Raw genomic sequence first — 12848 nt, 5'->3', positions numbered from 1 at the left:
GGTGGGAAGAGAAGGGGCGTCCTGGCGGTATCATAGGCCCATGAACCGCACCTGCATTCGTATTGGCCTGGCCGTCGCGTTGATGGCGGCGTCCTCTCTCGCGTTCGCCCGCGGTTGCACGCCGGTCGTGCGCGAGGGCTGGGTGCGCATGCCACCGGGCAGCATGCCGATGATGGCGGGCTTTGGTCGCATCGAGAATCCGTGCGGAACACCGCTCACCATCGTGGGCGCGTCGAGCGCCGCCTTCGGCGATGTTTCGCTGCACGAGACGCGCATCGTCGATGGCGTCAGCCGCATGCGCGCGCTGCCGGAGCTGCGCATAGCACCGGGGCAATCGGCGGTGCTGAAGCCGGGTGGCATGCACCTGATGCTGATGGACCCGGGTGCCGCGCTGCAGCCGGGCAGCAAGGTGGCGGTGGAGTTCAAGCTGAAGGACGGCGGCAAGGTGCTGGGCGAGTTCGTCGTGCGCAAGGCCGGCGAGTAAGCGGACGCTCCGTACAGCGCGTTTCCAATGAAAAAGAGCGGCGTCCTTCGACGCCGCTCTTTTCGTTCGTGACGAAGCCGTGCGCGGTCAGCTGCAGGAGGCGCGCACGTCCTCGGGCAATTGCGCGGCGCGACCGGTCTCGCGGTCGATCCACACCATCACCACGTTGCCGTCGCAATACAGCACGGAGTCGTCCTTCGCATCGACGATGCGGTGGCCGATGGTCACGCTGGTATTGCCCAGGCGTTCGACGAACAGTTCGACGTCCACTTCCGCGGGCCATTCGATCGGACGGCGGTAGTTGAGGTTGGCGGCCGCCACGACCGGAGCGACGTGGTCGTCCAGTCCCTGGCCGGGCACGCTCAGCATCCAGCGCAGGCGGGCTTCTTCCAGGTAGCTCAGGTACTTCGAATTGTTGACGTGGTTGAACGCGTCCAGATCGCGCCAGCGTACCGACAGCGGCACGCGGATCAGCGCAACGGGCGCTGTCGTGGCCGCGGCCGGCGCGGCCGCCTGCGTTGCGTTGGTCGATGCCGGTGCCGGTGCGGATTTCTTCGCCGCCGGCTTGCGCTTGCGTGCGGTGGGCGTGCGGGCCTTCGGTGGTGCGGTGTCGCTCATGCAGCGGACTTCTTCTTGGTGTTGTTCGCCCTGGGGGCTGGTTTGCTCTTGCGCGCCGGGGCTTCGGGTGTCATGCCCAGCAGCGGCGCGAGGAAACGGCCGGTGTGCGAATGCGTCAGGCCGGCGATGTGCTCCGGCGTACCGGTGGCGAGGATCGTGCCGCCGCGGTGGCCGCCTTCGGGGCCGAGGTCGATGACCCAGTCGGCGGTCTTGATGACGTCCAGGTTGTGTTCGATCACCACCACCGTGTTGCCGTCGTCGCGCAGGCGGTGCAGCACCGTCAGCAGATGCTCGATGTCGTGGAAGTGCAGGCCCGTCGTCGGCTCATCGAGGATGTAGAGCGTGCGACCGGTGTCGCGGCGCGACAGTTCCTTCGACAGCTTCACGCGTTGCGCCTCGCCGCCGGACAGCGTGGTCGCGCTCTGGCCCAGCTTGATGTAGCTCAGGCCCACGTCCATCAGCGTTTCCAGCTTGCGCGAGATCGCCGGGATGGCCTCGAACAGGCCCAGTGCATCCTCGACGGTCATCTCCAGCACGTCGTTGATGTTGTAGCCCTTGTAGAGGATTTCCAGCGTTTCGCGGTTGTAGCGCTTGCCGCCGCAGACGTCGCACGGCACGTACACGTCCGGAAGGAAGTGCATCTCGACCTTGATCAGGCCGTCGCCCTGGCAGGCCTCGCAGCGGCCGCCGCGCACGTTGAAGCTGAAGCGGCCCGGCGAATAGCCGCGCGCGCGCGCTTCGGGCACCTGCGCATACAGCTCGCGCAGCGGCGTGAACAGGCCGGTGTAGGTGGCGGGGTTGGAACGTGGCGTGCGACCGATGGGGGACTGGTCGATGTCGACCACCTTGTCCCACAGCTCGATGTTCTCGTATTCGCGATGCGGTGCCGGCGTGTGCGAAGCACCGTTGAGCTCGTTGGCGGCGATGGCGAACAGCGTGTCGTTGATCAGCGTCGACTTGCCCGAGCCGGACACGCCGGTGATCGCGGTGAACAGGCCCGACGGAATGGCCAGGTCCACGTCCTTGAGGTTGTTGCCGCTGGCGCCACGCAGGTGGAAGGTGGTCTTCGGATCGGGCTTGTGGCGCTTGGCCGGAATCTCGATGCGCTTCTTGCCGCTGAGGTACTGGCCGGTGAGCGAGCGCGGCGCCTTCAGCACGTCGTCCAGCGAACCCTGCGCGATGACTTCGCCGCCATGCACGCCGGCACCGGGGCCGATGTCGACCACGTAGTCCGCCAGGCGGATCGCATCCTCGTCGTGCTCGACGACGATGACGGTGTTGCCAAGGTCGCGCAGGCGCGTGAGCGTGCCGAGCAGGCGTTCGTTGTCGCGCTGGTGCAGGCCGATGGACGGCTCGTCGAGCACGTACATCACGCCCACCAGGCCCGCGCCGATCTGCGAGGCCAGGCGGATGCGCTGCGCTTCGCCGCCGGACAGCGAATCGGCCTTTCGTTCCAGGGTGAGGTAGTCCAGGCCGACATCGACGAGGAAGCGCAGGCGGTCGGCGATCTCCTTGACGATCTTGATCGCGATCTCGCCGCGCCAGCCGGGCAGGTTGAGCGCCTTGAAGAACGACAGCGCCTCGTCCACCGGCATGACCACGATGTCCGGCAGCGGGCGGTCCGCCACGAACACGCTGCGCGCGGCGCGGTTGAGGCGGGCGCCGCCGCAGTCGGTGCACGCGCGCTCGCTGATGTACTTGGCCAGCTCCTCGCGCACCGCCGCCGACTCGGTCTCGCGGTAGCGGCGTTCAAGGTTCGGCACGATGCCTTCGAAGCGATGCTTGCGCTGGCTGCGCCCGCCGCTCTCGGTGAGGTAGGTGAATGTGACGAGTTCTTCGCCGCTGCCGAACAGCACGGCGTCGCGCACCTTCGCCGGGAGCGATTGCCACGGTGCATCGACGTCGAACTTGTAGTGCTTGGCCAGCGACTGGATCAGCTGGAAGTAGTAGGCATTGCGACGGTCCCAGCCGCGCACCGCGCCGGCCGAGAGCGACAGCTCCGGATGCACCACCACGCGCGCCGGGTCGAAGAACTGCGCCACGCCCAGGCCGTCGCAGGTCGGGCAGGCGCCGATCGGCGAGTTGAAGGAGAACAGGCGCGGTTCCAGTTCCGGCAGCGAGTAATCGCACACCGGGCAGCTGTACTTGGAGGAGAACAGCAGGGGCGCGGCCTCGGCGTTGTCGAGCGACATCACCTGGGCCATGCCGTCGCCCAGCTTCAGCGCCGTCTCGAACGATTCGGCCAGGCGCTGCTTGATGTCCTCGCGCGGCTTGAAGCGGTCCACCACCGCTTCGATGGTGTGCTTCTGGCGCAGCGCCAGCGTCGGCACCGCGTCGATCTCGTACAGCACGCCATTCACGCGCACGCGCACGTAACCCTGCGCGCGCAGTTGTTCGAACACCTGCGCGTGCTCACCCTTGCGTTCGCGGATGACCGGCGCCAGCAGCATGTAGCGCTGCTCGCGGCCTTCCTCGGTATCGCCCAGCGCGACCACCTGGTCGACCATCTGGCTGACGGTCTGCGCTTCCAGCGGGTAACCGTGGTCGGGGCAGCGCGGCGTGCCCACGCGTGCGTACAGCAGGCGCAGGTAGTCGTAGATCTCGGTGATCGTGCCGACGGTCGAACGCGGGTTGTGCGAAGTCGACTTCTGCTCGATGGAGATGGCCGGCGACAGGCCCTCGATGTGGTCGACGTCCGGCTTCTCCATGACGGAGAGGAACTGCCGCGCGTAGGCCGACAGCGACTCGACGTAGCGGCGCTGGCCTTCGGCGTAGATGGTGTCGAAGGCAAGCGAGGACTTGCCCGACCCCGACAGACCCGTAATCACGATCAGCTTGTCGCGCGGCAGGTCGAGATCGACGTTCTTGAGGTTGTGCGTCCGCGCGCCGCGGATGCGGATGTAATCCAGCGCCATCGGTTGCCTGTCTGGGGGGAAGGTCGCCTTCGCGGAACGCGACGGCGAACGAAGCAGCGTATCGACTGGCGAAGATGGGGGCAATTGGCCGGAACCAAAGTCTGTCAGGAGACTTCAGGTCCGTGTGTCGGTGGCTGGCGGGATCGCCCGTGAGAGGGGGCATTGCGCCCCCTCCGGGCCGGCGCGCGCTTACTGCAGCAGGCGGAAACGCGCTGAATCGCCGCTCGCCGCCAGGCGGGCGGTCTCGATGGCGGCGGGGCTGACGCCGTTGACGATGAGCTGGACCTTGATCGCCTCGGCGCGCTGCTGCGAGAGCGAGGGATCGTCGCCGGACGGTCCGGCGACCTCGAGGCGGGCGCCGCCGGACGCCTGGATGACCTGCGCCGCCTTGCTGAGCAGCGCGAGGCTGTCGGGCGCAACGCGTGCGCTGCCGGGCTCGAAGCGGATCGGCGTCTGCGTCACGGCCTCGTTCAGGGCCTGAACGAGGGCGTTGCCTGACGTGCCTGGCTTCACCTTCGCCAGGACCGCGTCGGCCGCATCGCCGGCGGCATCGTTTCCGACGCCCTGGAACAGGCCGGTGTAGGCATAGCCGGGGAACAGCAGCTCGGCCCGCGCGAGCAGGGCTTCGCGGTCGGCTTCACTGGCGTATCCGCCCAGTTCGACGCGGCGGCCTTCGAAGGTCACCGCGGCGCCGGCCTGGGTGAATGCGGCCAGGAATTGCGGAAGCGCGGTTTCCCACGGCGCGGGGCGGGCGCCGCCATCGACGTCGAGATGGCCAGAGACGCGTTCGGCGCCGTAGGCGCGGGTCAGCGCGCCGACGACTGCGTCGCGCGTCTTCGCGTTGCCGACCGTGCCATCGAAGCGCACCAGGCCGTTGTTGTTGACCAGGTTCAGGCGTGCGTCGAAATGGGCGACAGGGACGGTCTCGATGGGAGTGGTAGCTGCGGTGGCGGTGGGCGGTGCGGCTGCGTCGCGCTGGCAGCCGGCGGTCGCCAGCGCCGCGAGCGCGAGCGGAAGGAGAAGGGGGCGGACGAAGGATCGTCCGGGCGAACGGGCGGGGCGGGGTGGGGTCATGGGCGCTCCATCGGCGATCGGGGATTCGGCGAAGTCGGGGAGAAGAGCCCGGCACGTGCCGGGCCCTTCCGTTCCTGCAGCTGACGACTCAGCGGTGAGACGCGTAGTCGATCTCGACCGGATCCGCGCATTCCTGCGTACCGTTGTTGCAGAGCTTGTAGCTCATGGTGCCGCTGCCGATGATGCGGAACGTATCGGTCGCGGTGCCCTTGTTCTTCACGGTCTTGAGGATGGCGCCGTTGCGGTAGATGTCGATGTTCTTCTTGCCGTGCGTCCAGTTCAGCGTGACCTGGGTGCGATGGTTGGCCAGCTGGATCGCCTCGGCCTCGACCGCGCGCGGCCAGTTGGCGTCGGTGAAGCTGGGGTACAGCGACACGCCGGCGGCGTTGCTGAAGCCGCGGACCGTCACGTACCAGGTGCCGCCCTGCGGAGCCGGGAAGAAGCAGTTCTCGTTGTTGCCGGAGCTGTACGGGCGGCAGTCGTACGAGGTCAGGGTCGGGTCGGCTCCGCGGCGCACGTAGATGTCCGCATCGCCGGTGCCGCCATACATCGCGAACAGCAGGTTGGACGCACCGTTGGGCACCAGCAGCTGGTAACGCACGGTGTCGCCGGCGAGCACTTCGATGCCGGTGACGGTGACGCCGTTGGTGAGCGCGGTGGCCGGCGGCGGTTCCGGAGCCGGCGGGACGTCCGGCGGCAGCGGTTCGGTGCCGGCCGCCACGGCGACGGCGTAACGCGCATCGATGATGCCGGCGCCGCAGTACTTGTTGTAGCTGCAGCCACCGGGGAAGCCGCCCGATGCATACGCCGTGTTCTCCAGGATCTTCTTGACCTGGTCCGGCGTCTTCGGCGTCGGTGCCACGGACTGCATCAGCGCGATCACGCCCGAGACGTGCGGTGCCGACATCGAAGTGCCCGCGTACCAGGCATAGCCTTCGCCTTCCTGGCCCTGCAGGCCCAGGTTCAGCGTGGACAGGATGTTGTCCGCCGCCGGAGCCACGCCGGAGCCGCCGGGCGCCGCGACATCGACCACGTTGCCGTAGTTGGAGAAGCCCGACAGCGCGCCCGTCGGACCGACCGAGGACACGGTAATGACGTCGTTGCAGCTCGCCGGCGAGAAGTTGGCCGCATCCGCCGAGGAATTACCGGCCGACACGACGACCGTGGTGCCGCGCCCCTTCGCTGCGGTGTAGGCCGCCTGCTCGGCCACGCTGCACGCGCCGCTGCCGCCGAGACTGAGGTTGATGACCTCCGCCGGCGTCGCGTTGGCCGGTACGCCGGCGACCGTGCCGCCGGAGGCCCAGGTCACCGCATCGATGATGTCGGACTCGTAACCGCCGCACTTGCCCAGCACGCGCACCGGCTGCACCTTCGCACCGAAGGCGACGCCTGCCACGCCGGCGTTGTTGTTGGTCGCGGCGGCTACCGTGCCGGCCACGTGCGTGCCGTGCCAGCTGCTGTCCTCGGGAATGCCGAAGATGTTGCATTCGCCGTCGTGCCAGTCGCCCGGATCGTTCGGGTCGGCATCGCGACCGTCGCCATCAACGCTGACTTCCGGATCGATGATGAAGTCGTAGCCCGGAACCTGCTGGGCGTTGAGTTCGGAATGCGGCGTGATGCCCGTGTCGAGCACGGCCACGACGACGCCATCGCCCGTGCTGAGGTCCCATGCCGGTTCGACGTTGATGCCGCCCGGGCCGTTCTTGTAGTGCCACTGCTGCGCGTACAGCGGATCATTGGGCACCATCATCGGCTTGCGTAGGCGGTCGGGCTCGACCGCCAGCACGCTGGGATCCTTCATCAGTTCGATCATGAGCAGCTTGGCCGCCACGCTGTCGAGCTTGCGGTCGGTGCGGATCAGCGAGCTGCCCGTGGCCAGCGTGCGCATCGGCGCGATGCCGACGCCCAGCGTATTGGCCGCCGTCGCCAGTTGCTGGTTCGAGGCCGCCGCGGTCAGGCGCTTGGCGTCGGACCGGTAGGTGATGATGAAGCGGTCGTACTGCTGCGGCTGCTGCTTCGCGGCCCTGGCCGCCTGCGGAGAAAGGGTGGATACCTTCACCTTGTTGGCGACGGGCAGCTTCCCGCCGGAATAGGCCGCCGGTGCGACGAGGATCGCCGTGGCGATGGCGAGTGCGGTCCACTTCATCGTGCGTGCTTTGCGAGTCATGACAACGTCCTTTGTTGGCTTGCTGCAGGAACGCCCGGCGTCTCCCCCTGTGGCGTCGGGTACGAGTCGGCGACGGCGGATGCCGTATCGCGCGACGGGGTGTGTGCCAGCCGCGCGGACGCCATGGCGGCGCCGCGTGCCGGCACGCGGGAAGTCGATGGAATGGAAGGTGCGCGTCGCGCAGGTGCGGCGTGACGGGCTTGATCTGGAGAAAGGCGCATCGCCGGCGCCATCGGTGGCCGTGTCCGCAATGGAGCGGGCAGGCGGTCGGAATCCATTCGCACAGGGCCTCCTCGATCTCGCCGAGCGTCCCCTGGCCCATGGCATGCACGGGTCTGCGGTTCGCTCGTCCGATGGGATGGGCGGCGCCCTGTAGCCGCCCATGGACCGAACGTAGTTCAAGGTTCCGGGCGGTGCAATAGGCGCCATGTCGACGCCGGGACGAACCGGAAACCTGAACGCGCGGCAAACCGTGCGCTGCCGGGCAGTTATGCGGGCATGGCCCTGGGCGTGTCGCGGGTGGGTCGGACTTGCTCCAAGCCGCTGATCGCACTAGAATTCCGCTTCTGTCCGCCCGTCATGGGTGCGGCAGGCGACCAAAATAACTACAGAGGAATCTGGTCATGTACGCAGTAGTAGTCACCGGCGGTAAGCAGTACCGCGTTATGCAGGGCGAAACCCTGCGCGTCGAGCTGCTCGATGTCGAAGTCGGCAGCGAGATCAAGCTGGACAACGTCCTGATGCTGGGCGGCAGCGATGGCGTGAAGGTCGGCGATGCCCTGAAGGGCGCCACCGTCTCCGCCAAGGTCATCGGCCACGGCCGCGCCGACAAGGTGCGCATCGTGAAGTTCCGTCGCCGCAAGCACCATCGCAAGCAGATGGGCCACCGTCAGCATTACACCGAAATCGAAATCACCGGCATCGCCGGCTAAGAAGGAGAAGCAGCCATGGCACACAAAAAGGGCGTAGGTTCCACCCGTAACGGCCGCGACTCCAACCCGAAGTACCTCGGCGTGAAGATGTACGGCGGCCAGGCCATTGAGGCCGGCAACATCATCGTCCGCCAGCGTGGCACCCAGTTCCATCCGGGTTCCGGCGTCGGTCTGGGCCGCGATCACACGCTGTTCGCGCTGGTCGACGGCAAGGTCGAGTTCTCGACCAAGGGCCCGAAGAAGCGCCGCACCGTCAGCGTCGTCGCCGAGTAATCGCGACACAGCTGTTCGCGAGGGGCCCCGCTTCGGCGGGGCTTTTCGTTTCAAGCGACGGAATTGCAGACGGGCGCTTCGCGAAAGCGGGCTCCACGTCGATCGATCGTCCTAAGATGATCGCGATCCGCCGGACTGTCCTTGTCAGTCCTCCATCCCGAAATCTCCAGTCCCGGCTCTCCCTATGAAACTCGTCGACGAAGCTGAAATCCAGGTCAGCGCTGGCAACGGCGGCAATGGCTGCGTCGGCTTTCGCCGCGAGAAGTTCATTCCGCTGGGCGGCCCCGACGGCGGCGACGGCGGCGACGGTGGCAGCGTGTGGTTGCTCGCCGACGAGAACCTCAACACGCTGGTCGACTTCCGCCACCAGAAGCAGTTCCGCGCCAAGCGCGGAGAGAACGGCATGGGGCGCCAGATGTACGGCAAGACGGGCGATGACCTGGTCATCACCGTTCCGGTCGGCACCGTGGTCACCAACGTCGAGACCGACGAGGTCATCGGCGACCTGACGCGTCATGGCGAACGCCTGCTCGTCGCCAAGGGTGGCAAGGGTGGCCTTGGCAACATGCATTTCAAGAGCTCGGTGAACCGCGCGCCGCGCAAGGCGCTGCCGGGTCTGCCGGGCGAGGAGCGCGAGCTCAAGCTGGAACTGAAGCTGCTGGCCGACGTCGGCCTGCTGGGCTTTCCGAACGCCGGCAAGAGCACGCTGATCCGCGCGGTGTCGGCGGCGACGCCGAAGGTCGCGGACTATCCGTTCACCACGCTCTATCCGAACCTGGGCGTGGTGAGTGTCGAGGCGCATCGCAGCTTCGTCATCGCCGACATCCCGGGCCTGATCGAAGGTGCGGCCGAGGGTGCGGGCCTGGGGACGCAGTTCCTCAAGCACCTGCAGCGCACCCGGTTGCTGCTGCACCTGGTGGACATCGCGCCGATGGAAGGCGGCGTGGAGGGCGTGAGCCCGGCGGACCAGGTGCGCGCGATCGAGCGCGAGCTGGAAAAACACGATCCCGAGCTGCTGAACAAGCCGCGCTGGCTGGTGCTCAACAAGGCCGACCTGCTGCTGGAGGAAGAACAGCAGGCGATCGTGAAGTCGATCATCGACGAGCTGGGCTGGAAGGACCGCTGGTACCTGGTGTCGGCGATCGGCCGCGAAGGCACCTGGCCGATCATGCTCGACGTCATGACGTTCTTCGATCGCCAGCGCGAAGCCGCGCTGGAAGCCGCACGCGACGCCGAGAACGGCCATGGCTCCGTTTGATGCCATGGCGCAGACAACAAAAAACCCGGCATCGGCCGGGTTTTTGTTTTGCCCCGTTGTGCTGGTCCGTTCCGCCGCGAAGGGCGCCCTGAAGCGCCCGACGACGGATGCCGGATCAGGCAGCCTTGAGCGCCTTGATGCGGGCGTTCAGGCGGGCCTTGTGGCGGGCAGCCTTGTTCTTGTGGATCAGGCCGCGCGAGCTGAAGCGATCGAGGATCGGCTGCGCGACGACGAAGGCGGCCTCGGCGCCAGCGGCGTCGTTCTCGCCCAGGGCCTTCAGCACCTTCTTGACGGCGGTACGCAGCATCGAACGCTGGCTGGCGTTGCGGGCATTGCGAACCACGGTCTGCTTGGCGCGCTTTTTGGCGGACTTGATGTTTGCCACGGCGAATTCCTGGAAACTGGTAGAGAGAGTGAAATGGGGCTGGGGTCAGTCAGACCGGAAAGTATGGAGGATTCAGTGGGTTGCGTCAACCGTGTGAAAGAGGGGGCGCTGGCGTGACGGCACCCAGGATGCTCAGGGGGCTGCTGTCCTTCAGCAGCATGACCATGGTCTCGCGGGTCCTGGGCCTGGTCCGGGACATCGCCATCAACCAGGCCTTCGGTGCCAATGCCGGCACCGATGCGTTCTGGGTGGCGTTCCGCATTCCCAACTTCATGCGGCGGCTGTTCGCCGAGGGGTCGTTCTCGACTGCCTTCGTGCCGGTGTTCACCGAGATCAAGGAAACCCGTTCCTTCGATGACCTGAAGGAGCTGATGGCCCGGGTCTCGGGCACGCTGGGCGGCATCCTGCTGGTCATCACGGCGCTGGGGCTGTTCTTCGCGCCGCAGATCGCCGCGGTCTTCAGTCCGGGCTCGCTGAACAATCCGGAAAAGTTCGATCTCACGGTCCATCTGCTGCAGCTGACGTTCCCCTTCATCCTGTTCGTATCGCTCACCGCGTTGTCGGGCGGGGCGCTCAACAGCTTCCACCGGTTCGGCCTGCCGGCGTTCACGCCGGTGATCCTCAACCTTTTCATGATCGCCGGTGCGTTGTGGCTGCGGCCGCACCTGGACGTGCCGATCCTCGCCCTGGGCTGGGCTGTGCTCGCCGGCGGTATCGCGCAGTTGCTGTTCCAGCTGCCGGCGCTGCGCAAGCTCAATCTGCTGACGCTGCCGAAATGGGGCTGGAACCATCCCGACGTGCGCAAGGTGATGCGGCTGATGGTGCCGACGCTGTTCGGCTCGTCGGTGGCGCAGATCAACCTGCTGCTGGATACGGTGATCGCTTCGCTGTTGTTCGTCGGCTCGCAGACGTGGCTGTCGCAGGCCGACCGCTTCCTCGAGTTGCCGCTGGGCGTGTTCGGTGTGGCGCTGGGCACGGTGATCCTGCCGGCGCTGTCGCGTCATCACGTGAAGACCGATCGCGAGGGTTTCTCGAAGGCACTCGACTGGGGTCTGCGTACGACGCTGCTGATCGCCATGCCGGCCATGCTGGGCCTGATGTTCCTGGCCGAGCCGCTGGTGGCGACGCTGTTCCAGCACGGCAAGTTCTCGGCGTTCGACACGCGCATGGCGGCGATGTCCGTGTTCGGCCTGAGTTTCGGCCTGCCGGCCTTCGCGCTGGTGAAGATCGTGCTGCCGGCCTTCTACGCGCGACAGGACACCCGCACGCCGGTGCGCGCGGGCGTGGCGTCGCTGATCGCCAACATGGTGTTGAACGTCGTCTTCCTGTGGGTCCTGTACCTGCTGTGGACCACGCCGGAAGTGCGCGCCAAGGGCGTGATGACCGCGCTGGAGCAGACGCCGGGCCTGCACCTGGCGCTCGGTTTCGCCAGCGCGGCGGCGAGCTACCTCAACCTGGCGCTGCTGTGGCACTGGCTGCGCAAGGCCGGTGTCTACCAGCGACAGGCGGGCTGGATGCGCTACGTGATGCGCCTGCTGATCGCCTGCGCGGCGATGTCCGCGGCGCTGTGGGCCGGACTGCTGTGGGCGCCGGAGTTCACGGTGATCGGCAAGTGGGCGCGCATCGGCTATCTGGCGGTGCTGGTGTCGGGCGGTGGCCTGGTGTACCTGATGGCGCTGCTGGCGCTCGGGTTCCGGCCGCGCGACCTGCGCGAGCACTGATCCGGCCTTGGGCTGGCGCCTTCACGGCTATACTTCGAACCGATGAGCAGGCTGTTTCGAGACGTCGAGGGCGGGCCCCGGTGCCCGCACGGCAGTGTGGTCTGCATCGGCGCATTCGACGGCCTGCACCTGGGCCACCAGGCGCTGGTGCGCCACACCCTTTCGCGTGCCCGCGCGCTGGGGTTGCCGTCGGTCGCACTGAGTTTCGAGCCGTTGCCGCGTGAGTTCTTCGCACCGGCGCAGCCGCCGCCGCGGCTTCTGTTGCCGCGTGCGAAGGCCGCGGGACTGCTGGCCGAGGGCATCGATCAGGTCGGCCTGCTGCGTTTCGACCGGCGCCTGAGCAGCCTGTCCGCGGACGATTTCGCGCGCACCGTGCTGGCCGGGCGACTGTCGGCGCGCGAGGTGTGGGTCGGGCCGGAATTCCGTTTCGGCAAGGCGCGCGGCGGCGATATCGACGTGCTGCGCGCAGTGGGCACGCAGCTGGGCTTCACCGCGGGCGAGATCGCGCCGGTGCTGCTGGACGGCGAACGCGTGTCGGCCACGCGCATCCGCGAAGCGCTGCGTGCGGGCGATTTCGCCACCGCCGCGCGGTTCCTCGGTCGGCCGTACGCGATCGGCGGACACGTGGTGGCGGGCAAGCAGCTCGGGCGCACGCTGGGCTTTCCGACGGCCAACCTGCGCTTCGGTGGCAAGACGCCTGCCTTGTCCGGCATCTATGCGACCTGGGTGCACGGCGTGGGCGACACGCCACGCGCTTCGGTGTCCAGCTTCGGCACGCGTCCCACGGTGGAGGGCGTCGAGCCGCTGCTGGAAGCGCACCTGTTCGACTTCGATGGCGACCTCTACGGGCGCCGCATCGAAGTGGAGTTCGTCGCCAAGTTGCGCGATGAACTGAAATTCTCCGATCTGCCGGCGCTGACCGCGCAGATGCACCGCGACGCCGATCAGGCGCGCGCGATCCTCTCGCAGCATTCGACAACCCGACACAACGCCTTCGCCTGAGCGACCGCAGTGACCAATC

Annotated in this window: 11 protein-coding genes; 6 read left to right on the top strand and 5 right to left on the bottom strand. The window is 67.4% G+C overall.

From position 1 onward, the window contains the following. The first annotated feature begins 40 nt into the window (after nucleotides 1–40). Complete coding sequence (locus QLQ15_RS16145; RefSeq protein ID WP_283213765.1) at nucleotides 41–484, top strand: copper chaperone PCu(A)C; 444 nt, start codon at nucleotides 41–43, stop codon at nucleotides 482–484. Nucleotides 485–571: 87 nt separating this feature from the next. Here QLQ15_RS16145 and QLQ15_RS16140 read toward each other — a convergent pair whose 3' ends face one another. From QLQ15_RS16140 to QLQ15_RS16125, 4 genes are all read right to left on the bottom strand, one after another. Next, complete coding sequence (locus tag QLQ15_RS16140) at nucleotides 572–958, bottom strand: acyl-CoA thioesterase (protein ID WP_283214047.1); 387 nt, start codon at nucleotides 956–958, stop codon at nucleotides 572–574. 140 nt (nucleotides 959–1098) lie between these two features. Further along, a complete protein-coding gene (gene uvrA / locus QLQ15_RS16135) occupies nucleotides 1099–4017 on the bottom strand; it encodes an excinuclease ABC subunit UvrA (RefSeq protein ID WP_432277827.1) in 2919 nt (972 codons plus the stop codon). Nucleotides 4018–4206: 189 nt separating this feature from the next. After that, complete coding sequence (locus QLQ15_RS16130) at nucleotides 4207–5091, bottom strand: OmpA family protein (protein ID WP_283213764.1); 885 nt, start codon at nucleotides 5089–5091, stop codon at nucleotides 4207–4209. Nucleotides 5092–5179: 88 nt separating this feature from the next. After that, nucleotides 5180–7258 (bottom strand): S8 family peptidase, encoded by a 2079-nt coding sequence (locus QLQ15_RS16125; RefSeq protein ID WP_283213763.1) that lies wholly within the window; start codon nucleotides 7256–7258, stop codon nucleotides 5180–5182. 623 nt (nucleotides 7259–7881) lie between these two features. On the opposite strand from QLQ15_RS16125, the gene rplU reads away from it, so the two are divergent. The 3 genes from rplU (at nucleotide 7882) to cgtA (ending at nucleotide 9721) form a co-directional block, all read left to right on the top strand. Further along, nucleotides 7882–8190: a 50S ribosomal protein L21 gene (rplU, locus tag QLQ15_RS16120; protein WP_137833398.1), complete on the top strand. Its 309-nt coding sequence runs from the start codon at nucleotides 7882–7884 to the stop codon at nucleotides 8188–8190. A 15-nt stretch (nucleotides 8191–8205) separates the two neighbouring features. Beyond that, nucleotides 8206–8463 (top strand): 50S ribosomal protein L27, encoded by a 258-nt coding sequence (rpmA, locus tag QLQ15_RS16115; protein ID WP_194930872.1) that lies wholly within the window; start codon nucleotides 8206–8208, stop codon nucleotides 8461–8463. Nucleotides 8464–8647: 184 nt separating this feature from the next. Next, a complete protein-coding gene (cgtA, locus tag QLQ15_RS16110) occupies nucleotides 8648–9721 on the top strand; it encodes an Obg family GTPase CgtA (protein WP_283213762.1) in 1074 nt (357 codons plus the stop codon). Between the two features lie 115 nt (nucleotides 9722–9836). Here cgtA and rpsT read toward each other — a convergent pair whose 3' ends face one another. Continuing rightward, nucleotides 9837–10106, bottom strand: a complete 270-nt coding sequence (rpsT, locus tag QLQ15_RS16105; protein WP_216958655.1) for a 30S ribosomal protein S20 — start codon at nucleotides 10104–10106, stop codon at nucleotides 9837–9839. Between the two features lie 128 nt (nucleotides 10107–10234). Between rpsT and murJ the strand changes: the two genes are divergently transcribed. Further along, a complete protein-coding gene (gene murJ, locus QLQ15_RS16100) occupies nucleotides 10235–11827 on the top strand; it encodes a murein biosynthesis integral membrane protein MurJ (protein WP_283214046.1) in 1593 nt (530 codons plus the stop codon). Nucleotides 11828–11869: 42 nt separating this feature from the next. Then, the gene (locus QLQ15_RS16095) at nucleotides 11870–12829 is read left to right on the top strand and encodes a bifunctional riboflavin kinase/FAD synthetase (protein WP_283213761.1); all 960 of its coding nucleotides are present in this window, start codon (nucleotides 11870–11872) and stop codon (nucleotides 12827–12829) included. Nucleotides 12830–12848: the final 19 nt, after the last annotated feature.

This window comes from Lysobacter stagni (assembly GCF_030053425.1).
GTDB lineage: Bacteria > Pseudomonadota > Gammaproteobacteria > Xanthomonadales > Xanthomonadaceae > Lysobacter_J > Lysobacter_J stagni.
Note: the sequence above shows the minus strand (reverse complement) of the source record. Positions and strands in the feature narration are given on the sequence as shown.

Bases quoted from the DNA above. Each gene is read 5' to 3' on its own strand.
- QLQ15_RS16145 (WP_283213765.1), top strand. From the start codon at position 41: ATGAACCGCACCTGCATTCGTATTGGCCTGGCCGTCGCGTTGATGGCG.
- uvrA (WP_432277827.1), bottom strand. From the start codon at position 4,017: ATGGCGCTGGATTACATCCGCATCCGCGGCGCGCGGACGCACAACCTC.
- QLQ15_RS16130 (WP_283213764.1), bottom strand. From the start codon at position 5,091: ATGACCCCACCCCGCCCCGCCCGTTCGCCCGGACGATCCTTCGTCCGC.
- QLQ15_RS16125 (WP_283213763.1), bottom strand. From the start codon at position 7,258: ATGACTCGCAAAGCACGCACGATGAAGTGGACCGCACTCGCCATCGCC.
- rplU (WP_137833398.1), top strand. From the start codon at position 7,882: ATGTACGCAGTAGTAGTCACCGGCGGTAAGCAGTACCGCGTTATGCAG.
- rpmA (WP_194930872.1), top strand. From the start codon at position 8,206: ATGGCACACAAAAAGGGCGTAGGTTCCACCCGTAACGGCCGCGACTCC.
- cgtA (WP_283213762.1), top strand. From the start codon at position 8,648: ATGAAACTCGTCGACGAAGCTGAAATCCAGGTCAGCGCTGGCAACGGC.
- murJ (WP_283214046.1), top strand. From the start codon at position 10,235: ATGCTCAGGGGGCTGCTGTCCTTCAGCAGCATGACCATGGTCTCGCGG.
- QLQ15_RS16095 (WP_283213761.1), top strand. From the start codon at position 11,870: ATGAGCAGGCTGTTTCGAGACGTCGAGGGCGGGCCCCGGTGCCCGCAC.